We start from the raw sequence: 21,735 nt of genomic DNA on the forward strand, positions 1-21,735 counted from the left end.
CGCAACAAATTGCGGTCATGGCGAAATCCCGCTGAAATGGCGGCGTTATCCCCCATATTTTGTGGGTTTTGTGTGTTTTTTAGGTGACGGCGCAAGCCACTGTGGATAGAATTGCGGATAACTCAGGATCAAGGCGTGCGGGACAGGCACGGGCAAAATCCTGATAAAGAACGAGAAAACGGCGGCCCCAAGAAAAGCAGGCGGATTTGCAATGGCACTGAATCTGATGATGACCTCCCAGAGTGAAGAGTTGAAGCCGCGCATCACCGTGTTCGGTGTGGGCGGGGCAGGCGGCAATGCCGTTGACAACATGATCGAGAAGAACCTCGAGGGTGTGGAGTTCGTCGTCGCCAATACCGATGCGCAGGCGCTGCAACAGTCGCGCGCCGGGGCCCGCATCCAGATGGGGCCGCGGGTGACCGAAGGTCTGGGCGCAGGTGCGCGCCCCTCGGTCGGCGCCGCCGCCGCCGAGGAAACGATCGAGGCGATCGTGGATCATCTGGCCGGGGTCCACATGTGCTTCATCACCGCCGGCATGGGTGGCGGCACCGGCACCGGCGCCGCGCCGATCATCGCGCAGGCCGCGCGTGAACTGGGTGTGCTGACGGTCGGCGTTGTGACCAAGCCCTTCCAGTTCGAGGGCAACAAGCGGATGAAGCAGGCCGAGGACGGAATCGAGGCGCTTCAGAAGGTGGTCGACACGCTGATCATCATTCCGAACCAGAACCTGTTCCGCCTGGCCAACGAACGCACCACCTTTACCGAAGCCTTCGCCATGGCCGATGACGTCCTGTATCAGGGCGTCAAGGGCGTGACCGATCTGATGGTGCGGCCCGGCCTGATCAACCTCGACTTTGCGGATGTGCGTGCCGTGATGGACGAGATGGGCAAGGCGATGATGGGCACCGGCGAGGCGACCGGCGAAGACCGCGCCGTGCAGGCCGCCGAGAAAGCGATTGCCAACCCGCTGCTGGACGAGATCAGCCTGAACGGCGCCAAAGGCGTGCTGATCAATATCACGGGCGGCTATGATCTGACCCTGTTCGAACTGGATGAGGCCGCGAACATCATCCGCGAAAAGGTGGACCCCGACGCCAATATCATCGTCGGCTCCACGCTCGACCCGGAAATGGAAGGCGCGATCCGCGTATCGGTCGTGGCGACCGGCATCGACGCTTCGGCTTCGAACCGCGCCGAAACCCCGACCCGTCGCCCGATGGGCAGCGCTGCGCCCAGCTTCGCCCCGGCGCCCGAGCAGAAGCCGGAGCCGCGCGTCGAAGTCCGTGCCGCCGAGGCTCGCCCGGCTGTGACGGTGCAGGTAGTGCCCGCCCAGCAGGCCGCTGCGCCGGTCGCTCCGGCCCCGCAGCCGCAACAGGCCGCGCTGTTCGACACGCCCGCCGCCGGGTTCGAGCCGATGCACGAGGACGAGGCAGTGGACGACATGCCGCCCCCGGCCTACCGTCCGCAGCCTGCTGCGCCGCAACCGGCCCCGCAGTCCCGCAGCTTTGCCGCCCATGATGCCGATGCGGGCAATTTTGTTGCTCCGCGTCCGCGTGCCGCTGGTCAGCCTTCGCCCGAGGCGCTGGCCCGTCTGCAAGCCGCTGTCAGCAAGGCACCGCCCGCTGCACAGCGCCCGGCTGCGCCGCAAGCCCCGGCCGCCCCGGCGCGTGCGCAGGAAAAACCGCGCTTCGGCATCGGCTCGCTGATCAATCGCATGGCAGGCCATGCGGCGGAACCGGCAGCCGAACGTCCGGCGCCGCGTCAGCAGCCGCAGGTGCAGGCCTATGACGACGAGCCCGAGCTTTCGGCCGATCAGGAGCGGATCGAGATCCCGGCTTTCCTGCGCCGTCAGGCAAACTGACCCAGGGGAAGCAGGTCACATTTTTTACACAAAAGGCCCGCGCAAGTGGGCCTTTTGTCTATTTAAAGCATGAGCTTAGTGCCGTGTCGGCGGAATGTCCCGCTGTGTTACGGCCAGTGTTACAACTCGTCACAATGTGTGAGTTGAGGTCTGATCCCATCGGAACTACCTAAACTGAGCGGTTTTGTGCCAGCCTTGGTGCAGTGCCGCGAGTGGAATAATCAAGGGTCACCTGACGTGCAGAACACGTTGAAATCCGCCGCTGTCTTTGATGGTCTTGGCCTGCATTCGGGCCAGCCGGTGCGCATGATCGTGCACCCGGCGGCCGAGGATTCGGGGATTCTGTTCCGCCGGACCGACCTGCCTGCCGCCGAGGCCGACATTCCTGCGCGCTGGGATGCCGTTGTCCCGTCGAAATTGTGCACACTCGTGGCCAATGCGGCCGGGTCCAGCGTTTCGACCATCGAACATATCATGGCCGCTCTTGCGGGATGTGCCATCCACAACGCCGTGATCGAGATTGACGGGCCGGAAGTGCCGATCCTCGACGGTTCGGCCGTGCCCTTTGTTGAAAAATTCCTTGAGGTCGGTCTGGTCGAACAGGCCGCCCGTGTGCGTGCGATCCGCGTCCTGAAGCCGGTCGAAGTGCGCGAGGGGGATGCGGTTGCACGGCTTGAACCCTCGGACATGCTGGAAATCGATTTCCGCATCGACTTTGCTGAAGCCGCGATCGGCAAGCAGACCAAGATGCTGAACATGGCGAACGGGGCCTTCGTGCGCGAATTGTGCGACAGCCGCACCTTCTGCCTTCAGGCCGATGTCGACCGGATGCGCGCCAACGGGCTGGCCCTGGGTGGCACGCTGGAAAATGCCGTGGTGTTTGAAAACGGCCAGGTGCTGAGCCCCGGTGGCCTGCGCCATGCGGATGAACCCGTGCGCCACAAGATGCTGGATGCGCTGGGGGATCTGGCGCTGGCCGGGGGGCCGATTCTTGGCCGCTACACCGGCATCCGGGCCGGTCACGCCATGACGAACCGCCTGCTGCGCGCCCTGTTCGCCGATCCATCGGCCTGGATGCCGGTGGATTGCGGCACGGTAACGGGTTGCAAGCTGCCGGGCATGGGTGTGCATCCGGGCGATCTGCCCGTGCATCACTGACGCTAGGCGGATGCCGCGGGCTGGTGGCAAGAAAGGCGTTTTGCCTCTCCCGTTTTTCATGCTAGGACAAGCCGAACAGCCTTGGCGGGCCGCCGTCAGGGACCAAGCCGCGCGGGACTTTTGCCCGCAAGGGCCGGAAGTGACGAGGCAGATGTGCAAGAGATGACGGGCGGAAAATCGGGCGCGGCTGTTCTGGGCTGCCTGCTTCTGGTAGGTATGCTTGCCGGTTGCGGCGGGGGCGGCGGGGCTGCCAGCAAGGAAGTGCCGCTTGATACGCTCAGCGCGGAGCAGATTTACAAGAAGGGCGAGCTGACGCTGGAAGGCGAACGCAATCCCAAGAATGCCATCCACTATTTCACCGAGGTGGAGCGGCTCTATCCCTATTCCGACTGGGCCCGCCGTGCGCTGATCATGCAGGCCTTCACCTATCACAAGAACCGCGACTACGAAGAGGCGCGGCAGGCGGCACAGCGGTTCCTTGATTTCTATCCGGGTGACGAGGATGCGGCCTATGCCAAATACCTCATGGCGCTCAGCTATTATGACCAGATCGACGAGGTCGGCCGCGATCAGGGCCTGACCTTCCAGGCGCTTCAGGCGCTGCGCGAAGTGATCGAGCAGTATCCCGACAGCGAATATGCCCGTTCGGCGATGCTGAAATTCGATCTGGCCTTCGACCATCTGGCGGCGAAGGAAATGGAAATCGGCCGCTACTATCTGAAGCAGCGCCATTACACTGCTGCCATCAACCGCTTCCGCGTGGTGGTGCAGGATTTCCAGACCACCACCCATACCGCCGAGGCGCTGCATCGTCTGGTTGAAGCCTATCTGGGCCTTGGCCTGACGGACGAGGCGCAGACGGCAGGCGCGATTCTGGGCCATAACTACCAGTCCAGCCCGTTCTATGACGACAGCTACAAGCTGCTGACCAAGCGGGGGCTGGAGCCGAAGGCCAAGGGCAACAGCTGGCTGGCCAAGGTCTATCGCCAGATGATCAAGGGCGAGTGGCTGTAAGGGGGAGGGGGCCCACCCCTCTTCCGGTTCGGGCCTTTCTTTGGAACTGACGATGCTCCGCTCGCTCGACATCCGCGACATGCTTATCATCGACAGGCTCGCGCTGGCGTTCCAGCCGGGCCTGAACGTGCTGACCGGCGAAACCGGCGCGGGCAAGTCGATCCTGCTGGACAGTCTGGGATTCGTGCTTGGCTGGCGAGGCCGGGCCGAACTGGTGCGCGCTGGGGCCGAAAAGGGCGAGGTGACGGCGGTTTTCAATCTGGCGCCGGGCCATCCCGCCCATGCAGTGCTGGAGGAATATGGCATCGAGGCCGAGGACGAGCTGATCTTCCGCCGTGTGAACCATGCGGATGGCCGTAAGACCGCCTGGGTCAATGACCGCCGTGTGTCGGGCGAGGTGCTGCGGGCGCTGTCAGATACGCTGGTGGAACTGCATGGCCAGCATGACGACCGGGGTTTGCTGAACCCGCGGGGGCACCGACAGATGCTGGACGCTTTCGCCGGGCTGGATCTGGCGTCCGCGCGCGCTGCCTGGGGCGCTCTGGGGCGGGCGCGGAAGCGGCTGGACGAGGCGCAGGCGGCGCTTGCCGCCGTGCAGGCGGAAGAGGATTTCCTGCGGCACGCGGTTGCCGAACTTGACAAGCTTGATCCCGAGCCGGGCGAAGAGGCGACGCTGGACGTCCGTCGCCGCACCATGCAGGCGGCCGAGAAAATCCGCTCCGATGTCGCGCGGGCGCATGAAGCACTGTCCGATCAGGGGGCCGAGGGTCTGCTGTTCGATGCGCTGCGCCGTCTGGAAGGGGCCGCCGATCAGGCCGAGGGCGCGCTGGAGGCTCCCTTGGCGGCGCTGAACCGGGCGCTGCATGAGTTGGCCGAAGCGCAGCAGGGTGTGGAACGCTGCCTGTCAGGGCTAGACGTCAACCCTGCCGAGCTTGAGGCGATCGAGGAGCGGCTGTTCGCCATTCGTGCGCTGGCGCGCAAGCATGGCGTGTTGCCCGACGATCTGGGCACCCACGCGATCACCCTGCGCAATCGTCTGGCGGCGCTGGATGGTGGGGCTGAAATCGTGGCGCGGCTGACGCGCGAGGTGACGCTGGCAGAAGATGCCTACGGGGCCGAGGCCGCGCGGCTGACCGAAGCGCGCAAGGCGGCGGCGGGGCGGCTGGATGCCGCCATGGCGGCGGAACTCGCACCGCTGAAGATGGAACGCGCGGTCTTTGCGACTGAGGTCGGACCGGGCGAGGCCGGGCCGGAGGGGCAGGATGCGGTGGCTTTCACCGTCGCCACCAATCCCGGTGCGCCCGCCGGGCCGCTGAACCGCATCGCCAGTGGCGGGGAACTCAGTCGCTTTTTGCTGGCGCTGAAAGTTTGCCTGACCGGCGACGCTCCCGGCATGACGCTGATTTTTGATGAGATCGACAGGGGTGTCGGTGGCGCGACCGCCGACGCGGTAGGGCGGCGCCTGAAGGCGCTGGCCGAGGGGGCTCAGGTTCTGGTCGTCACCCACAGTCCACAGGTGGCGGCTTTGGGGGCGCATCACTGGCGGGTGGAAAAGCGGGTCGAGGGGGACATGACGCTTTCGACCGTCACTCCGCTGGGCGCCGAAGCGCGGGTCGAGGAAATTGGCCGCATGCTCGCGGGCGATACCGTGTCGGATGCCGCGCGGGCTGCGGCGATGGCACTGCTCGACGGGTGATGCTGCGTTGCAGCAAGCGCAGGGCGGCAGGGCGCCGTTTGCAATTGTTCTGTCAGGTGTGCTGACCTATCTTGGGATCAGGGAGGCTGAACCATCAAAAGGGTTTTGCCATGATGAACAAGATGTCCCGCTTCCTGCGGTCTTTCCGTATCCCCAGCACCGAGGAGCTGGAGATGGCCTATCTGGAAGGCGCGCGCGATCGCTACGATCTGGAATACCGGCAGCACGAGATCGACGCCGGTAAGTTCCGCCGCAATTTCGCTTACTATTACTGATCAACCCTCCGCCGCGCAGAATTGCAGCGCGGCGGCCCGCCAGCCTTGCGGGGTGATGATCAGCGTCGCCACCAGAACCACGCCGACGCGGCCCAGATCCGCGCCCTGCGGGTCGATCAGGCCGGACAGCACGAAGCGTTGATGCAGCACGGCAATCTGCGGCCCCAGTTGCCGTAGCTTGGCCCGCCCCGTCACCAGACGGGCGCGGGCCAGCGTTCCGGCAAATTCGGCGGCGAAGGTCGCGGCGATATCCTTGCGGCCCTCCGCCCAGCGGCCGGTCAGGCTGACCAGATCGCCGTCCTCGGCCATCAGATCGGCCAGCGCCTTGGCGTCCTGGGCCGTCCAGGCGCGGGCAAAGGCGCGGGCGAAATCATCGGCAGTGGTCGTTTCAGCCTTGGTCATGCGGCGGCACCAGCTTTCCGGGGTTCATCAGGTTCAGCGGATCGAGCGCGCGTTTCACCGCGCCCATGGCCGCCCAGGCAGGTCCGTGTTCGGCGGGCATGTAATCAAGCTTGCCCATCCCGATCCCGTGTTCGCCGGTGATCGTGCCTCCCAGTCGTAACGCACGATCTGCCATGCGCGCGGCCAGCGCCTTGGCGGTGGCGCGTTCGTCGGCCGAAGCCGGGTCGATCAGGAGGATGGCATGGAAATTACCGTCGCCGACATGGCCCAGAATCGGGCCGGGCAGGCCGCTGGCTTTGATGTCGGCGCGGGTTTCCTCCACGGCCTCGGCCAGACGCGAGATCGGCACGCAGACATCGGTGACGATGGCCGTGGCGCCGGAGCGGGCGGCAAGGCAGGCCGGATAGGCATTGTGCCGCATCTTCCACAGCGCATTGCGATCTTCGGTCTTTTCCGCCCAGCGGAAACCGGCAGAGCCGTGGCTGGCCGCAATCTCGCCAAAGCGCTGCGCCTGTTCGGCAACGCCTGCGGCAGAGCCGTGAAACTCCACCATCAGATGCGGCATCGCAGGCAGATCCTGCCTGGCATGGGCATTGCAGGCGGCAACGGCTGCGGTATCGAGAAACTCGATCCGCGCCATCGGAATGCCACTCTGGATCGTTTCGATCACGCAATCGACAGCGCCGGACATATCGGCAAAGCCGCAGACCGCAGCCGAGACGGCCTCGGGCTGGCCGTGCAGGCGCAGGGTCAGTTCGGTGATCAGCGCCAGCGTGCCTTCTGACCCGACCAGCAGGGCGGTCAGGTCATAGCCCGCGCTGGATTTCGGCGCGGCGCTGCCGGTGCGAATGACAGTGCCATCGGCCAGCACCGCCTCCAGCCCCAGCACGGCTTGTCGCATCGTGCCATAGCGCACCGCAGTGGTGCCCGAGGCACGGGTGGCCGCCATCCCGCCCAGCGTTGCATTGGCGCCGGGATCGACCGGAAAGAACAGCCCCGTCGCGCGGAGTTCGCGGTTCAGATCCTCGCGGGTGATGCCGGGCTGCACGCGCACCAGCATATCCTCGGGGCGCAACTCGACGATGCGGGTCATGCGGGTGAAATCGACGCAGATGCCGCCATGAAGGGCCAGCGCATGCCCCTCCAGCGAGGTGCCAGCACCCCAGCCCACCACGGGCAGGCGGTGGGCGTGGCAGATCCGCAGGATCGCCGCGACCTCCCCGGTGGTTTCCGGCCAGGCCACGCCCTCGGGCGGGCCGGCGCAGACATGGGTTTCGCTGTGCGCATGGGCGTCGCACTCGGCGGCGCTGCGGCTGTAGCGGGGGCCCAGCAGGGCGGACAGTTCGGAATGCGCGTCATTCATGCCGCGACATTAGGCCTGGGCCTCCGCGAGGGGAAGGGGGCGCCACCTCAGCGCGCGGCAATCCGCTCGATTTCCACGGCCAGATCGCCGTATCCGGTGAAGCGCCGTTCATAGGCCAGCCCCAGCCGCTCCGCCGCCTCTTGCGCCCTGGCATCCAGAACCGGGTCGTCTGTCTGCGCCTGATAGACCAGCTTGTCGTAATTGCCGAACATCATCTGGATCAGTTCGGGGTGTTTGTCGAAGCCCATGGGCCGCCAGACGAAGGCATCGAACTGCCGGACAAGGAAATCGGTCAGGTAAAAGGCGGTGATCTCGGTCTCGGCGATTTCGGCGAACCGCGCGTTGCCTTCAAAAAACGAATAACAATGCGGGCCTGCCAGCATCTCAACACCCAGTTGCTTGCACTTTTCCTGCAAGAGACCGCCTGTACCGCAATCGGCGTACAGGATGAAGACCTGCTGGTAGGCGCCCTTTGCTTCGGTGACTGCGCGCTCCACAGCGGCGGGAATGCGGTCGGGCCAGAGATGCAGGTTGGCGGGCAGGCATTGCAGATCCAGATGATCCCAGCCTCCCGCACGTTTCACCGCCAGCACCTCATGCGCCAGTGCGCCACAGGCGATCAGCAGCACGCGGCCCGCGCGCGCCTCGGGCGCAAGCCCGGCCTCGGTCAGGGTGATATCGTCGGGCAGCGTGTCGGTCATCGCGGGCTCCGTATCTGACAGAGATATGGGGACTGGCCCCGAAACGAAAAGGCCCCGGACGTTCGCACGCCGGGGCCTTGATCCGCAGTGACTGCGGGATCAGAGCGTGTTGTGCTTGCGCGCAACCATGGTCTTTGCGGTTTCCACCGCCACGGCCGCGTCGCGGCAATAGGCGTCGGCACCGATCGCCTTGCCGAATTCCTCGTTCAGCGGTGCGCCACCGACCAGAACGATGTAATCCTCGCGCATGCCCTTTTCCTTCATCGTGTCGATCACGACTTTCATGTAGGGCATGGTGGTGGTCAGCAGGGCCGACATGCCGAGGATGTCGGGCTGTTCGGCTTCCAGCGCCTCGAGGTATTTCTCGACCGAGTTGTTGATGCCCAGATCCAGCACCTCGAACCCGGCGCCTTCCATCATCATGCCGACAAGGTTCTTGCCGATGTCGTGGATATCGCCCTTCACGGTGCCGATGACCATCTTGCCCATGCGCGGCGCGCCGGTTTCGGCCAGGAGCGGCTTGAGGATCGCCATGCCCGCTTTCATGGCGTTGGCTGCCAGAAGCACTTCGGGAACGAACAGGATACCGTCGCGGAAGTCGGCGCCGACAATGGTCATGCCAGCGACCAGCGCCTTGGTCAGCACGTCATAGGGGGCCCAGCCGCGTTCCAGCAGGATGTTCACGCCCTCTTCGATCTCTTCCTTCAGACCGTCATAGAGGTCGTCATGCATCTGAAGGACAAGCTCTTCGTCATTCAGTTCGGACAGGATGATATCGTCTTCGTCGGCCATCGGCGCGCTCCTGCGGAAAGTGTTATCGCTTCAATGCGACGGAAGCGACGCGGGGACTTTTCGCTTTGCGACATCGGGCTGAACAAAGACGACAGCGGCCCGAATCGTCGGACGGGGGGTTGCGATTTGTTCGCTTTATGTTCTAATTCGGAAATGACCGGAAAAGACACCACCCTCAGGCCGGAACTGCGTCTGCGTGCGCGTGGCGCCTTGGCGAATGAAAGCGGCCGGTTTGAACCCGGACGCCGCGTGGCGGAAGATGATGGCTGGGATCTGGTCGAGGAGGAGCGGCTGCTGGAAACCGAGGTGCAGGTGGAACGGCCACGTTCGGCGCTGAACTGGAACAAGTCGCCCGATCTGCCCTTTGACCGCAGCGTAAACCCCTATCGTGGCTGCGAGCATGGCTGCATCTATTGTTTCGCCCGTCCGACCCACGCCTATCTGAACCTTTCGCCGGGGCTGGATTTCGAGACCCGGCTGATCGCGCGTCCCGGTATTGGCGCGGTGCTGGAACGCGAGATCGGCCGCAAGGGCTATGTCGTGGCGCCGCTGGCGCTTGGCACCAATACCGACCCTTATCAGCCCGTGGAAAAGACCTATCGCGTCACGCGCGAGGTGGTGCAGGTGATGCATGACTGGCAGCACCCTCTGGCGATCACCACGCGCGGCGCGCTGATCGAACGTGACCTGGACCTGCTGGCGCCCATGGCGGCGCTGGGGCTGGCGCGGGTGGGGATCACCGTCACCACGCTGGATGCAGGCCTGGCCCGCGCGATGGAGCCGCGCGCACCCACACCTGCCCGGCGGCTGGAGGCGATCCGCCGTCTCAGCGTAGCGGGGGTGCCGGTGCGCGTCATGGTGGCGCCGGTTATCCCTGGCCTGACCGACCCGGAGCTTGAGGCGATCCTGTCCGCCGCCCGCGATGCCGGGGCCGTGGCGGCGAGCTGGATCATGCTGCGCCTGCCGCTGGAGGTGGCCCCTCTGGTCGAGGAATGGTTGCGTGCGCGGGTGCCGGGCCGGGCCGAAAAGGTGCTGGCGCGCATCCGCGAATTGCACGGCGGCAAGCTTTACGATGCGCAATGGGGGCGCCGCATGCGGGGCGAGGGGATCTGGTCCGACCTTGTGGCGCAGCGTTTTGACAAGGCGGTGGCGCGGCTGGGGCTGACCGTGCCGCAACCGCCGCTGCGCCGCGACCTGTTTCGCCCGCCACCGCGTGCGGGTGATCAGTTGTCGCTGTTCTGAACGGGACGGGCTTTGCCGATACGCCCCAGATGAGTGAAGCCAAAGCCCCGCGTCTCTTTCAGCCCGTAACCCAGCATCCGGTCGAAGCCGACATGCGCGAGCCAGAGCAGCCTAAGACTTGCCATCAGGTCAGTCTGGAACCAGTTGCCCAGAGCCAGCAGCAGTGCCCCTAACCCATAATTGTGAACGCAGTTATAGCCGAAGGCCCCGATGCGCGGCCCGGCCAGATAGGCAAAAAAGCTCAGGTCCGGGGCAAGGAACAGCGGCAGCAGCGTGACCATGGGCAGCGGCTGTGGCCCTGTGAAATATAACAGAAGGGCGCAGAGGAATACCCCCGCGCCCTCGGCTTTCTGCCAAAGGATCGTGCCCCGGTCGCAGATGCGCCGGTCAGCCACGCCGCCCGCGCCGCTCTCGCCGCGCGCTGCCCGCATCCTCGCCCGTGCCGTCCGACGCGGAGGAGAAGCCGCCCAGATGCGCAGAGATATCCTCCAGCGTCGGGCGCGGGCCCTTGGGGCGGCTTTCCAGCGCGGCACGCATGGCGCGCAGATGCTCGGGCATGGTGCCGCAGCAGCCGCCGATGATGCGCACACCGGCATCGCGCGCCAGCACGGCATATTCGGCCATCAACTCGGGCGTGCCGTCATAGACGATGGCGCCATCCTTGTATTTCGGGATGCCGGCATTGCCTTTGGCGATCACCGGACGCTCGGTGCCCTGGGCGAAGAAACCCAGAACGGTGCGCATGAGGTCGGAGGCCCCCACGCCGCAATTGGCACCGAAGGCCAGCGGCGGGTTCGGCAGCTTTTCCACCAGCGTCGCCAGATCGGCCGAAGTCACGCCCATCATGGTGCGGCCCGCGGTGTCAAAGCTCATGGTGCCGCACCAGGGCATATCGGCACGCGCTGCTGCCTCTGCGGCGGCCTTGAATTCTTCGGGGGCCGAAATGGTTTCCACCCACAGAACATCGGCGCCGCCTTCCTTCAGGCCTTCGGCCTGTTCGTGGAAGATCTCCACCGCCAGCTCATGCGTCAGGCTGCCCATCGGTGCCATGATCTCGCCGGTCGGACCGACCGAACCCGCGACGACAACGGTGCGGCCCGAGGCATCGGCGATCTCGCGGCCAAGGGCGGCACCCACGCGGTTCAGCTCGCGCACGCGGCCCTGCGCCCCGTGCAGCTTCAGACGGCTGGCATTGCCGCCGAACGTATTGGTCAGAAAAATATCGGACCCGGCTTCGACCGCGCCACGATACAGCGCGCGGATGTTCTCGGGCTGATCGGTGTTCCACAATTCGGGGGCATCACCCGAGGACAGCCCCATGTTGAACAGGTTGGTGCCGGTTGCGCCATCGGCCATCAGCCAGTCGCGCGACGCCAGAAGGCGGGAAAGTGCGTCGGTCATATCGCCTCGCAAGGGTAGGCTGCCCGAACGCCGGGCAGCCGGGAAATCGGAGATAGGGAATTACTGTTCCGACATCAGCTGCGCCTTGGCGACCGGCAGCAGCTCGGCGAGCTTGGCGCGGATCGCATCGGCGCTGGCGCGGTCGCCCAGATCTGCGGACAGCTTGCGCACCACATCTTCGGAGCCCGCTTCCTCGAAATCGGCGGCGACGATGGTCATCGCATATTCGGCGGCCTCGTCACCCGATTTGCCCAGCAGCCCGGCAGCCCAGAGGCCGGCCAGCTTGTTGCGGCGGGCTTCGGCCCTGAACTGCATGTCGGCGTCATGGGCGAATTTGGCTTCGAATGCCTGTTCGCGGTCGTCGAAGGTGGTCATGGCAAGGCCCCCTGAATGAATTGGTTCCGGTTTCCTTCCATATGCCCGCCCGTGGCCCCTGCCGCAAGGGCCGAGAGGAGGGACCGGGCGGGCGATGGCGCTAAACCTTGCGGCGGCGCGGCGCTTCCACTATGACGCGCGCAGACGGGCGGGGGTGCAATACCTTCCGCCCCAGCGCGATTCGGGAAAGTTCATGGCACGTCGGAAGAAGGTCTACGAAGGCAAGGCGAAGATCCTTTACGAAGGGCCGGAGCCGGGCACCCTGATCCAGTATTTCAAGGATGATGCCGCCCAGTCCGAACAGGCACCTGCTCAGGGGGCCGAAGGGAAGGGGCTGGAAGGCAAGGGGGTGCTGAACAACCGCCTGTCCGAATTCTTCATGGCCGGGCTCAATGCCATCGGCGTGCCGACGCATTTCATGCGGCGGCTGAACATGCGCGAACAGCTTGTCCGCATGGCGGAAATCCTGCCGGTGGATGTGGTGGTGCGCAACTTCGCCGCAGGCGATATCTCGCAACGCCTTGGCATTCCCGAAGGCACCGCCCTGCCGCGGCCGATCGTGGAATATTACTACAAGGACGAAAAGCTCGGCTCTCCCATGGTCGCCGAAGAACATATCGTCGCCTTCGGCTGGGCCAACCAGCAGGATCTGGACGATATGGTTGCGCTGGCACTGCGGGTGAACGATTTCCTGTCGGGCGTGATGCTGGGTGTCGGCGTTCGGCTGATGGATTTCCGCATCGAAGTCGGCCGGATCTGGGAAGGCGATTACATGCGCCTGATCGTCGCCGATGAGATCAGCCCCGACAATTGCCGCCTGTGGGATCTGCGCGGGCTGGAAACCCCGGACCGCGAAGGGCAGGTGCGCGAGCCCGGTCCGCTGAATGATGTCTATACAGAACTCGCACGGCGGCTGGGCGTTCTGCCCTCCAACGTGACCCATACCACCAAGCCGACCCTCATCAACTGAAAGGCCCTGACGATGAAAGCGCGTGTGACCGTGATGCTGAAAACCGGCGTTCTGGATGTGCAGGGCGAGGCCGTGCGCCGCGCGTTGGGTACGCTCGGCTTCGAAGGGGTCGAGGCGGTGCGTCAGGGCAAGGTGATCGAACTGGACCTGACCGCGACGGATCGCGCCAGGGCCGAGGAAGAGGTGAAGGCCATGTGTGAGAAGCTGCTGGCCAATACCGTGATCGAGAAATATTCGGTCGAATTGATCTGACGCCCGCGCGCCGCAAATCTTTTCGGGAAAAGATTTGCGGCGCGCGGGCGGTCAGCTCGTGCGCCGTTCCAGTTTCAGCCAGATTCCATTGGCAGACCGTACCGTCAGATGCGCGGCGGGCACCGGCACGCGGTCGGGTAGGGCGGTCAGGCGGAAATCGCGCAGCACCATTGCCAGCAGGAGCGGCCCTTCCACCATGGCAAAGCCCGCGCCGGGACAGACGCGCGGCCCGGCTGAGAAGGGGATATAGGCATGGCGCAGCCCCTCGCGCCCGTTTTCCGTCTCAAACCGTGCGGGGTCGAAACCGTCGGGATTGTCCCACAGCCGTTCATGGCGGTGCAGGTGCCATGGTGACAGCACGATCTGCGCGCCAGCCGGGGCCTCGCGGTCACGCAGGCGCACCGGGCAGCGGGTTTGCCGCACCATCATCGGCACCGGCGGGTAAAGTCGCATCGCCTCGCGGAAGACGGCGCGGGCGAGTTTCAGTCGCCCCATCACGGTGAAATCCGCGGTTTCGCCCAGTTGCTCCTGTGCTTCGGCTGCCAGTCTTTCCTGCCAGTCGGGGTGTGTCGCCAGCAGATAAAGAGCCCAGGCGAGGGCAGAGGCCGAGGTCTCATGCCCCGCCAGAAAGAAGATCGCCACCTGATCCACCATTTCGGCGGTATCAAAGCGTGAGCCGGTCTGCGGGTCTGGGAAGGTCATGATCTTGGTTGCCAGATCATCCGGCGCGGTGCCCGTGGCGATTTCGGCGGCGCGGGCCGCGGTGAGGCTTTCGATGAGCTGGCGGATACGGGCGGCCGTTTGGCGGGTGGTACGGCTGTGAAAACGCGGCATCCAGCGCGGCAGCGGCAGGAAGGCCGCGAGGTTCAGGATCGGCTGCTCCTGCTGGTGGCGGCGGAACTCGTGGAACACTGCACTGGCGGTCGCATCCTCGATGGGAATGGAAAACAGCGTGCGGAAAATGACGTCGGCGGCGGCGTGGCTGGCCTCGAACTCCATCTCTACCGGCTTGCCATCGGCGCGGGGGGCGAGCCGGGCCAGCATCGCCTCGGCCGCGGCGCGCATGGCGGGGAAGGTATCGCGCAGGCGGCCGCCTTCGAAGGCGGGGTCGATGATGCGGCGCTGGCGTTCCCATGTCTCGCCATTGGTAACGAAGACAGAATTGCCCAGAAGCGGGGTCAACCCCTCGCGGATGCGGTTGGATTTCGGGAAATCGCGGGGACGCTCTTTCAGCACCAGATCGACCAGTGCCGGGTCGTTGCACATGTAGCTGCGAAAGAACGGGGTGCGGAATTCGGCCATCCATGCCCGGTAAAGCCGGGCGGGCTGGGCCGAGAGGATGTCACGCCGGAACAGCCGCAGATAGCGCCACAGCGACACCCGGTCGGGGCGGGCGGGCGGCTTCGGGGGCAGGGGCGGCGCTGCGGTCATGCCACCGTGGTAAAGCGGTTGGCGGCACGGTCAATGCGGCTTTTCGACTCGGGCCGTCCGGCAAACCTGTCCGCCAGCGTCAGTGGCCCGGCGGTAACGCGGAAATAGTCGTAATCCCATGGGGCGCCGGGCAGGTTGTCGAAGGCGCAGAGGTACTGGAAGTGCAGCCGGAAATAGCGCCGCTTCAACGCCGCCCAGGTTTCGGGCTTCAGGGTCTGCGTGAAAGCCGCGGAATAGATGCGTGGCCAGATCTGTTCTTCGGGTGCCACGCCCGACACCGCCACCGGATCGCAGAGCGCGAAGGCGCAACCGTCGCCGGGGGCCGTCACGTCGATCCATGTGAGTTCGGGGCGCGTGGAAAGAAAGGCAAGATCGCCGCGCAGGCGCTTCGCCTCGGGCAGGTAGCTGACCATGGGCACCACCTGGCCCAGTGACAGGAAAGACAGCACAGGGCGCTGCTCCGGCATCCCCTCGCGGATCAGGTCGGCAAGGATCGACACCGCCAGATGCGCGCCCGAGGAATGGCCGACCACCAGCACCTCGTCATAGGGGCCGGTCAGGGCCTCGGCAATGGTGTGGCGAAAGGCCGTCATACGGGCCTCAAGCTCCGGCGGGTTGGCGCCTTTCGACTGGGCCGAAAAAGCATAGTCGTGCATCAGGTAATAGGCATAGAACTTGCCGTCCTTGCGCTTGAACCAGCGCAGGATCAGCCCGGCCACGGCGAGGCCCAGGGCAAAACCGCCGATCCGCCCCGGCCAGCCGGGCAGCACGCTACGGGTGATCCACCACAGAGCGCCCCCGACGGCCAGCGCCAGCACCAGTTGCAGCAGCAGCGCAACGATGGGGTAAAGTGCCGCGATGATCGGCCCCTTGCGCAGCCGCATCAGCCGGAACAGCGCGCCGGAACCGATATAGGCCCACGCGGTGCGTACAAGCTGCACATAGGTCGCCGGGATCGAATTGCGCATCGAATGCCGCACGATGTCCGACCAGACCAGCACCTCGATATCGGCTTCGACCGGCTGCCCCTCGACCGTGGCCCGCACCTGCCAGCCATAGGGGCCGCGCACGCGTTTGGGCTTCAGTTCCAGCGTATTGCCGGAGAGGGTGGCCTGTGCCGCGCCTTCCTTGCGGTATAATTCGCGGTAGCGGCGCGGGTGGATGGGATCGTAGCCGGGAATATAGAAAACCCGACGGCGGAATGTGCCACCATCCTTCGGGTCGTTCGGCTGATCATCCTGCATATCGCGCATCCGCATCCTCCGGCGGGCAGCCTGCCGGGCCAATCTGGCGAAAATAGGGTAGCGGCTGGGAGAGCAAAGGCCAAGCCCGGCGGGGCAGGCGGGGCAGGCGGAGCAGGCGGGTCAGCCCAGCGTGGCGAGGAAGGGGAAAGTATCCAGCAGCCAGAACGAGAAATCTGACAGCGCGCCTGTCACCAGTGCCAGCCCCACGAGGACCAGCAGCAGGCCCATCATCCGCTCGATGGTCTTCATGTAGGGTTTCAGGCGGGTCATCACGCCCATCGCCCGCTCGATGAAAATGGCGGCCAGCAGGAAGGGCAGGCCCAGACCCAGCGCATAGACCGCCAGCAGCGCAGTGCCGCGCGCCAGATTGGCCTCGTTCGCGGCCAGAGAGAGGATGGCGCCCAGTTGCGGGCCGATGCAGGGGGTCCAGCCGAAGGCGAAGGCAAGACCCAGAAGATAGGCCCCGGCGGCCGAGCCGCCCCGGTCGCCCGCATCCAGCCGTGCCTCGCGGTCAAGGATCGGAATGCGGAACAGGCCAAGGAAATGCAGGCCCAGCACGATGACCACCGCGCCCGAGATGCGGGCGAAGATTTCCTGATTTTTCAGGAAGAAAGCACCGAAGGCCGAGGCGGTGAAGCCCAGAAACAGGAACACGGTCGACAGGCCCAGCACGAAGAACAGCGCGGGCAGGATGATGCGGCGGCGTGCGGCGGCCTGGCCGTCGCGCAGCTCGGGCATGGAAATCCCACCCATATAAGCAAGGTAGGGCGGCACGATAGGCAACACGCAGGGGCTGAGGAAGGACAGAATGCCCCCGGCCAGCGCCACGATCATGGCGGGCAACAGGCCCGCGTCAAATATGTCGATGCCGAACATGAGGTCTCCGTCCTGTCGGGATGGTGATAGACCAAAGCCGCCCGGTCGTCACCGGGGCGACTCGTCGCGGTGCATCACTAAGCCGTCAGATGCGTTTCATCTGGTGCGGATGCGCGCGCGGGTCTATGCCGGGCGCATGGAATATGATGTCGATCTGGATTGCGAAGGGCTGTTGTGCCCGCTGCCGGTCTTGCGGGCGCGCAAGCGGCTGATGGCGCTGCGGCCCGGACAGGTGCTGCGCGTGCGGGCGACCGATGGCATGGCCGCCGTAGACCTGCCGCATTTCTGCACCGGCGCGGGGCATGCCTATCTTGGCGCGGTGCCCGAGGGGGCCGCCACCGCCCATTTCATCCGCCGAGGAGAGAACCGGCCCGAACCGGAATGAAAAACGCCGGGCAGATGCCCGGCGTTCTGGTCTTTTCGGCCGTGTCAGCGGTTCACCGACCACCAGCCGCTGCGCTTGGGCCGGTCGTCGTCGGCTTCGGGCGCCTCTGCCTCGGCCGGGTCCGCCTGAACGGCGGCAGCGGTTTCCAGCGCGCCGGGATCGGCTTGCAGCGCGGGGTGCTCTGGTGCGGCGACCGGCGCCGGTTCGGTTTGAGCCGGTTCGCTCGTCACCGCCACGGCGGCGACGGGGATTGCGGCAGCGGCGGCTTCTGCGACAACCGGAGCTTCGGTCTGCGGCGCTTCGGCAACCACGGGCTCTTCCGCGGTTGCGGCCTTGGCCTTTGCCTTGGCGCTGCTGCTGCGCGAGCCAGTGCTGCGGGGCTTGGCGGCGGGTTTGGTCTTGACGGGTTCGTCCGCCTCGGCCGGTGCCGCAGCCTCGCCCTCTGAGGGCACTTCCGCTTCGGCAGCCTTGGCCTTGGACTTGCTGCGCGAGGTGGTGGTCTTCTTCGCAGCAGGCTTCGCCTCGCCGTCCTTCGCTGGGGCCTTGCGGCTCCGCGTGGTCTTGGGCTTCTGCGGTGCAGCCTCGGCCGGGGTCTCTGCGGCAACGGTTTCGGCAGCTTCGGTTGCCTCTGCGGCCACGGGGGCAGGAGCTTCAGCCGGAGCTTCCGGCGTCTCGGTCAGCGGCTCGGGTTGCGAAGCGGCAGCTTCGTCCTCAGCACCTTCCTCGTCTGCGCCTTCATCGGCGGCGTCGTCCCCGGCTTCTGCCTCGGACCCGCCTTCCTTGTACTTGGAGCCACCCCGACGGCGCGAACGGCGGCGGCGCTTCTTCTTCGAGCCACCCTCGCCATTCCCTGCGCCTTCTTCCCGCGCCTCGGTCTCGGCTTCGGCTTCCGCCTCGTCCAGATCCTCGTCCAGCGGCAGTTCCGGATCGTCCTCGTCCTCATCCACCGGGGCGCCCATCAGTGCGGCATTACCCGAGATCACCGAAGACGGTTCGGGCACCATGCGGGTGGCGGTTTTGAACTTTTCGATGCTGTAATCGGGCGAGATCAGATGCGGGTCGGCCTCCAGCCGGACCGCCATGCCATAGCGCGCCTCGATCAGCGCGATATGTTCGCGCTTGTGGTTGATCAGATAGTTGATCACCGCGACCGGCGCCTTCAGCAGCACCTCGCGGCTGCGCTTGCGGGTGCCTTCTTCCTCCAGCGCGCGCAGGATGGTCAGCGCGAGGCTGTCGTCAGACCGGATCAGGCCGGTGCCGTGGCAATGAGCGCAGGGCTGGGTCGTCGATTCCAGCATGCCGGGGCGCAGGCGCTGGCGGCTCATCTCCATCAGGCCGAAGCCCGAGATGCGACCGACCTGAATGCGCGCGCGGTCGGTTTTCAGCTTGTCTTTCAGGCGCTTCTCGACCGCGACATTGTTGCGCCGCTCTTCCATGTCGATGAAGTCGATCACGATGAGGCCCGCAAGGTCGCGCAGCCGGAGCTGGCGCGCCACTTCGTCCGCCGCCTCAAGGTTGGTCTTGAGCGCCGTATCCTCGATCGAGCCTTCCTTGGTGGCCCGGCCCGAGTTCACGTCGATCGCCACCAGCGCCTCGGTGACGCCAATCACGATATAGCCGCCGGATTTCAGCTGTACGACCGGGTTGAACATGCCCGAAAGGTAGCTTTCCACCTGAAAGCGCGCGAACAGCGGCATCTGATCGGTATAGCGCTGCACCACCCGCGCATGGGCAGGCATGATCATGCGCATGAAATCCTTGGCGGTGCGGTAGCCGGTTTCGCCCTCGACCAGGATTTCCTCGATCTCGCGGTTATAGAGGTCGCGGATCGAGCGTTTGATCAGATCGCCTTCCTCGTAGATCGGGGCGGGGGCGATGGATTTCAGCGTCAACTCGCGGACCTGTTCCCACAGGCGCATGAGATATTCGTAATCGCGGCGGATTTCCGGCTTGGTGCGCTTGGCCCCCGCCGTGCGGATGATCAGGCCGGCGCCTTCCGGCACCTCCATCTCGCCTGCGATTTCCTTCAGCTTCTTGCGGTCGGCGGCATTGGTGATCTTGCGGCTGATGCCACCGCCACGCGCGGTATTGGGCATGAGCACGCAATAGCGGCCCGCGAGGCTGAGGTAGGTGGTCAGCGCGGCGCCCTTGTTGCCGCGTTCTTCCTTCACCACCTGCACCAGCATGATCTGGCGCACCTTGATGACTTCCTGGATCTTGTAGCGGCGCTGGCGCGGTTTACGCGGCGCGCGGATTTCTTCGGTCACGTCTTCTTCGGCAACCGATTCAATCTCGTCATCGACGGGGGCTTCGGCCTCGTCCTCGGCGGCGGTCTCGGTCTCCGCGCTGTCGGTTTCGGGGGCGGTGTCAAAGGTGGGTTGGTCATCCGCTTCGCGGCTTTCAGCGGCAACGGGTTCCGCTGCGCTGAACAGTGCATCCGCGCCGGTTTCCTCGCCCAGATCGACGACATCCATGCCCGTGATCTGCGGGGCCTCGGCATGCACAACGGCATCAGCCACAGCGGCTTCGGCTTTCGGGGCAGGGCGTTTGTGCGAGGACGGCCGCTTGCGGCTGCGGTTCTCTTCCTCTTCCTCGGCGCGGGCGAGGGCGCGCTCTTCCTCGATCAGCGCCTTCCGGTCTGCGACGGGGATCTGATAGTAATCGGGGTGAATTTCGGCGAAAGCCAGAAATCCGTGGCGGTTGCCGCCGTAATCGACGAAAGCCGCCTGAAGCGAGGGTTCCACCCGCGTGACTTTCGCGAGGTAGATGTTTCCCTGAAGCTGACGCTTGTTTACCGTCTCAAAGTCGAATTCCTCGACCTTGTTTCCGTCCACCACGACAACCCGGGTCTCCTCCGGGTGCGTGGCGTCGATGAGCATTTTCTTGGCCATGGTGTTCCATTGCGCCATGGCCCGTCCACCCCTCCGTCGGGGGTACCGTGGAAGATGCGGGCGGGCAGATGGCGGCTTGTAAGGGCGTGGCTGCGGCATGCGCAGGCCGCAGGCAGGCGCGAAAGCCCCCCGTCGGTCATCAGTGCATCAGGCGCGCGGCTCATCGCGGTTCGTAGTCCCGGGTGACGAAGCACCCAAATGATGCGCCGGGCACCAGGGCGACCGGCGAATTGGCGGCCTTTCGGCCAGTGATTTCTGCGGGGATCAGCGCTGTCGGACCCTTGGCCCCACCCGCGCTTCCGGCAGCGAAACTGGTTTGCGGGGCTTCGCATGTAACGAAATGGCACCCGTCGCGTGACAATAAGGGGAGGTGCCCTCAAAATACAATGGCAAAATTGCCGGGGATTCGATCCGGGCGACAGCGGGGGTGGACGATGGTGCAACTGTTCGTGGCGGGGGATCAGGTGGTCGCCAACAATGGCCATTTGCAGATCCTGCGCCGTCTGGCGGGGGAATGGGTGGAAATCGAGGTGCAGCCGCAGGGGTTTCTGGCCTGGGGCAACTGGGATTTCCGGCCGGCAGGACAGCCGCACAACCTGCCGGAAGAGGGCGAGCTTTATGGGCGTTTGCCCTTGCCGTTGCGCCCCGCGCAGGATGGCGCGCATGTCTGGGAACTGCTGGTCAGGCTGCGCGATGCGCTGGCTGAAAGTGGCGCGGGGACCGATTTCATCCTGACCGAACAGAACAGCAATTCCTACATTCGGACGCTGCTATACATCATCGGGGACGGGCGCGACTGGTCGGCGAAGTTCGGGGACGTGGGGCTGACCGCCTTTCCGGGCTTTGCCCGTAACGTGCTGTTCGGGGTGGAGGTTGACGGCGAGTGGCAGCGTGGCCTGTCGCTGGATGTGACCGGGACTGTCGGGAATGATGTGATTCGTGCCGGATTGGCGCGGGACCGGCTGTCAGGCGCGGCGGGGAACGATACGCTGGTCGGCTCGGGCGGGGCCGATACGCTGTCGGGCGGGGCTGGGGCGGATGTGCTGCGTGCCGGGCGCGGAGCGGATGTGGTGACGGGGGGCGCCGGGGCGGATCTGATCGGCCTTGGCCGCGACGTTGCGCGCGATACCGTGGTGCTGCGTGCGGTGTCGGACAGTGCGACAGGGGCGGCGGACAGTCTGAGCGGCTTCGACCCTTCCCGCGACGTCATCGACCTGCGCCGGATCGACGCTGACGCCGACCTGCCAGGCAATCAGCCTTTGCATTTCGGGCCCGGCGCCGTCTGGTTCGATACCGATGGCGCCGATACCCTGCTGCGGGCCGATGTCACTGGCGACGGAGCGGCGGATCTGGAAATCCGCCTGCTTGCCGTCACCGGGCTGAGTGCTGACAATCTTCTGCTGTAA

General features: G+C 65.4%; 21 protein-coding genes. 10 read left to right on the forward strand and 11 right to left on the reverse strand.

Going from position 1 to position 21,735, the window contains the following annotated elements; genetic code table 11:
- Positions 1-211: 211 nt before the first annotated feature.
- The 5 genes from ftsZ (at position 212) to C8N34_RS06795 (ending at position 6,004) form a co-directional block, all read left to right on the forward strand.
- Positions 212-1,861 (forward strand): cell division protein FtsZ, encoded by a 1,650-nt coding sequence (gene ftsZ, locus C8N34_RS06775; protein ID WP_108128278.1) that lies wholly within the window; start codon positions 212-214, stop codon positions 1,859-1,861.
- A 237-nt stretch (positions 1,862-2,098) separates the two neighbouring features.
- Positions 2,099-3,019, forward strand: coding sequence for a UDP-3-O-acyl-N-acetylglucosamine deacetylase (gene lpxC, locus C8N34_RS06780; RefSeq protein WP_108128279.1), 921 nt, complete (start codon positions 2,099-2,101; stop codon positions 3,017-3,019).
- 162 nt (positions 3,020-3,181) lie between these two features.
- Complete coding sequence (locus C8N34_RS06785) at positions 3,182-4,033, forward strand: outer membrane protein assembly factor BamD (RefSeq protein ID WP_108128280.1); 852 nt, start codon at positions 3,182-3,184, stop codon at positions 4,031-4,033.
- Positions 4,034-4,085: 52 nt separating this feature from the next.
- Entirely contained in the window at positions 4,086-5,729 is a 1,644-nt protein-coding gene (recN, locus tag C8N34_RS06790; RefSeq protein WP_108128281.1) for a DNA repair protein RecN, read from the forward strand.
- Positions 5,730-5,839: 110 nt separating this feature from the next.
- A complete protein-coding gene (locus tag C8N34_RS06795; RefSeq protein ID WP_082400751.1) occupies positions 5,840-6,004 on the forward strand; it encodes a DUF3563 family protein in 165 nt (54 codons plus the stop codon).
- On the opposite strand, the gene C8N34_RS06800 is transcribed toward C8N34_RS06795, so the two are convergent.
- From C8N34_RS06800 to C8N34_RS06815, 4 genes are all read right to left on the reverse strand, one after another.
- A complete protein-coding gene (locus tag C8N34_RS06800) occupies positions 6,005-6,406 on the reverse strand; it encodes an SgcJ/EcaC family oxidoreductase (RefSeq protein ID WP_054301799.1) in 402 nt (133 codons plus the stop codon).
- On the reverse strand, positions 6,393-7,769 hold the full coding sequence (locus C8N34_RS06805) for an FAD-binding oxidoreductase (protein WP_108128282.1): 1,377 nt from the start codon (positions 7,767-7,769) through the stop codon (positions 6,393-6,395). Before C8N34_RS06805 ends, C8N34_RS06800 begins: the two co-directional genes overlap by 14 nt.
- A gap of 47 nt (positions 7,770-7,816) precedes the next feature.
- Positions 7,817-8,470 carry a DUF1638 domain-containing protein gene (locus C8N34_RS06810; RefSeq protein ID WP_108128283.1) on the reverse strand — a complete coding sequence of 218 codons (654 nt, stop codon included), beginning with the start codon at positions 8,468-8,470 and terminating at the stop codon, positions 7,817-7,819.
- 99 nt (positions 8,471-8,569) lie between these two features.
- Positions 8,570-9,262 carry a corrinoid protein gene (locus tag C8N34_RS06815; protein WP_054301802.1) on the reverse strand — a complete coding sequence of 231 codons (693 nt, stop codon included), beginning with the start codon at positions 9,260-9,262 and terminating at the stop codon, positions 8,570-8,572.
- Positions 9,263-9,415: 153 nt separating this feature from the next.
- On the opposite strand from C8N34_RS06815, the gene C8N34_RS06820 reads away from it, so the two are divergent.
- Positions 9,416-10,504 (forward strand): PA0069 family radical SAM protein, encoded by a 1,089-nt coding sequence (locus C8N34_RS06820; protein WP_108128284.1) that lies wholly within the window; start codon positions 9,416-9,418, stop codon positions 10,502-10,504.
- Here C8N34_RS06820 and C8N34_RS06825 read toward each other — a convergent pair.
- From C8N34_RS06825 to C8N34_RS06835, 3 genes are read right to left on the reverse strand one after another with little or no spacing between them, the layout of a single operon-like run.
- Positions 10,486-10,935: a DUF4260 domain-containing protein gene (locus C8N34_RS06825; protein WP_108128285.1), complete on the reverse strand. Its 450-nt coding sequence runs from the start codon at positions 10,933-10,935 to the stop codon at positions 10,486-10,488. The two genes, C8N34_RS06820 and C8N34_RS06825, sit on opposite strands and share 19 nt — an antisense overlap.
- Positions 10,892-11,905: a betaine--homocysteine S-methyltransferase gene (gene bmt, locus C8N34_RS06830; RefSeq protein WP_108128286.1), complete on the reverse strand. Its 1,014-nt coding sequence runs from the start codon at positions 11,903-11,905 to the stop codon at positions 10,892-10,894. The genes C8N34_RS06825 and bmt overlap by 44 nt, the downstream gene beginning before the upstream one ends.
- A gap of 60 nt (positions 11,906-11,965) precedes the next feature.
- Entirely contained in the window at positions 11,966-12,280 is a 315-nt protein-coding gene (locus tag C8N34_RS06835; RefSeq protein ID WP_108128287.1) for a DUF1476 domain-containing protein, read from the reverse strand.
- Between the two features lie 193 nt (positions 12,281-12,473).
- Between C8N34_RS06835 and C8N34_RS06840 the strand changes: the two genes are divergently transcribed.
- Entirely contained in the window at positions 12,474-13,250 is a 777-nt protein-coding gene (locus C8N34_RS06840; RefSeq protein ID WP_054301858.1) for a phosphoribosylaminoimidazolesuccinocarboxamide synthase, read from the forward strand.
- A gap of 12 nt (positions 13,251-13,262) precedes the next feature.
- On the forward strand, positions 13,263-13,502 hold the full coding sequence (gene purS, locus C8N34_RS06845) for a phosphoribosylformylglycinamidine synthase subunit PurS (protein WP_054301806.1): 240 nt from the start codon (positions 13,263-13,265) through the stop codon (positions 13,500-13,502).
- 51 nt (positions 13,503-13,553) lie between these two features.
- On the opposite strand, the gene C8N34_RS06850 is transcribed toward purS, so the two are convergent.
- The 3 genes from C8N34_RS06850 to C8N34_RS06860 form a co-directional block, all read right to left on the reverse strand.
- Positions 13,554-14,933: a cytochrome P450 gene (locus C8N34_RS06850; protein WP_108128288.1), complete on the reverse strand. Its 1,380-nt coding sequence runs from the start codon at positions 14,931-14,933 to the stop codon at positions 13,554-13,556.
- A complete protein-coding gene (locus tag C8N34_RS06855) occupies positions 14,930-16,177 on the reverse strand; it encodes a hypothetical protein (protein WP_108128363.1) in 1,248 nt (415 codons plus the stop codon). The genes C8N34_RS06850 and C8N34_RS06855 overlap by 4 nt, the downstream gene beginning before the upstream one ends.
- A 120-nt stretch (positions 16,178-16,297) precedes the next feature.
- Positions 16,298-17,053, reverse strand: a complete 756-nt coding sequence (locus C8N34_RS06860) for a cytochrome c biogenesis CcdA family protein (RefSeq protein WP_054301808.1) — start codon at positions 17,051-17,053, stop codon at positions 16,298-16,300.
- A 136-nt stretch (positions 17,054-17,189) separates the two neighbouring features.
- Here C8N34_RS06860 and C8N34_RS06865 point away from each other — a divergent pair, with 136 nt between their 5' ends.
- The gene (locus C8N34_RS06865; protein ID WP_108128364.1) at positions 17,190-17,438 is read left to right on the forward strand and encodes a sulfurtransferase TusA family protein; all 249 of its coding nucleotides are present in this window, start codon (positions 17,190-17,192) and stop codon (positions 17,436-17,438) included.
- Positions 17,439-17,482: 44 nt separating this feature from the next.
- Here C8N34_RS06865 and C8N34_RS06870 read toward each other — a convergent pair whose 3' ends face one another.
- Positions 17,483-20,329 (reverse strand): Rne/Rng family ribonuclease, encoded by a 2,847-nt coding sequence (locus C8N34_RS06870; RefSeq protein ID WP_108128365.1) that lies wholly within the window; start codon positions 20,327-20,329, stop codon positions 17,483-17,485.
- A 434-nt stretch (positions 20,330-20,763) separates the two neighbouring features.
- Between C8N34_RS06870 and C8N34_RS06875 the strand changes: the two genes are divergently transcribed.
- Positions 20,764-21,735: a calcium-binding protein gene (locus C8N34_RS06875; protein ID WP_158640455.1), complete on the forward strand. Its 972-nt coding sequence runs from the start codon at positions 20,764-20,766 to the stop codon at positions 21,733-21,735.

The organism is Gemmobacter caeni, from assembly GCF_003054195.1.
Lineage (GTDB): Bacteria > Pseudomonadota > Alphaproteobacteria > Rhodobacterales > Rhodobacteraceae > Gemmobacter > Gemmobacter caeni.

Coding starts and splice junctions, on each gene's coding strand:
- recN (WP_108128281.1), top strand. CDS start 4,086: ATGCTCCGCTCGCTCGACATCCGCGACATGCTTATCATCGACAGGCTC.
- bmt (WP_108128286.1), bottom strand. CDS start 11,905: ATGACCGACGCACTTTCCCGCCTTCTGGCGTCGCGCGACTGGCTGATG.
- C8N34_RS06875 (WP_158640455.1), top strand. CDS start 20,764: ATGGTGCAACTGTTCGTGGCGGGGGATCAGGTGGTCGCCAACAATGGC.
- C8N34_RS06860 (WP_054301808.1), bottom strand. CDS start 17,053: ATGTTCGGCATCGACATATTTGACGCGGGCCTGTTGCCCGCCATGATC.
- ftsZ (WP_108128278.1), top strand. CDS start 212: ATGGCACTGAATCTGATGATGACCTCCCAGAGTGAAGAGTTGAAGCCG.
- purS (WP_054301806.1), top strand. CDS start 13,263: ATGAAAGCGCGTGTGACCGTGATGCTGAAAACCGGCGTTCTGGATGTG.
- C8N34_RS06870 (WP_108128365.1), bottom strand. CDS start 20,329: ATGGCCAAGAAAATGCTCATCGACGCCACGCACCCGGAGGAGACCCGG.
- C8N34_RS06835 (WP_108128287.1), bottom strand. CDS start 12,280: ATGACCACCTTCGACGACCGCGAACAGGCATTCGAAGCCAAATTCGCC.
- C8N34_RS06805 (WP_108128282.1), bottom strand. CDS start 7,769: ATGAATGACGCGCATTCCGAACTGTCCGCCCTGCTGGGCCCCCGCTAC.
- C8N34_RS06865 (WP_108128364.1), top strand. CDS start 17,190: ATGGAATATGATGTCGATCTGGATTGCGAAGGGCTGTTGTGCCCGCTG.
- C8N34_RS06785 (WP_108128280.1), top strand. CDS start 3,182: ATGACGGGCGGAAAATCGGGCGCGGCTGTTCTGGGCTGCCTGCTTCTG.
- C8N34_RS06810 (WP_108128283.1), bottom strand. CDS start 8,470: ATGACCGACACGCTGCCCGACGATATCACCCTGACCGAGGCCGGGCTT.
- C8N34_RS06815 (WP_054301802.1), bottom strand. CDS start 9,262: ATGGCCGACGAAGACGATATCATCCTGTCCGAACTGAATGACGAAGAG.
- C8N34_RS06840 (WP_054301858.1), top strand. CDS start 12,474: ATGGCACGTCGGAAGAAGGTCTACGAAGGCAAGGCGAAGATCCTTTAC.
- C8N34_RS06850 (WP_108128288.1), bottom strand. CDS start 14,933: ATGACCGCAGCGCCGCCCCTGCCCCCGAAGCCGCCCGCCCGCCCCGAC.
- C8N34_RS06825 (WP_108128285.1), bottom strand. CDS start 10,935: ATGCGGGCAGCGCGCGGCGAGAGCGGCGCGGGCGGCGTGGCTGACCGG.
- C8N34_RS06795 (WP_082400751.1), top strand. CDS start 5,840: ATGATGAACAAGATGTCCCGCTTCCTGCGGTCTTTCCGTATCCCCAGC.
- C8N34_RS06820 (WP_108128284.1), top strand. CDS start 9,416: ATGACCGGAAAAGACACCACCCTCAGGCCGGAACTGCGTCTGCGTGCG.
- C8N34_RS06800 (WP_054301799.1), bottom strand. CDS start 6,406: ATGACCAAGGCTGAAACGACCACTGCCGATGATTTCGCCCGCGCCTTT.
- C8N34_RS06855 (WP_108128363.1), bottom strand. CDS start 16,177: ATGCAGGATGATCAGCCGAACGACCCGAAGGATGGTGGCACATTCCGC.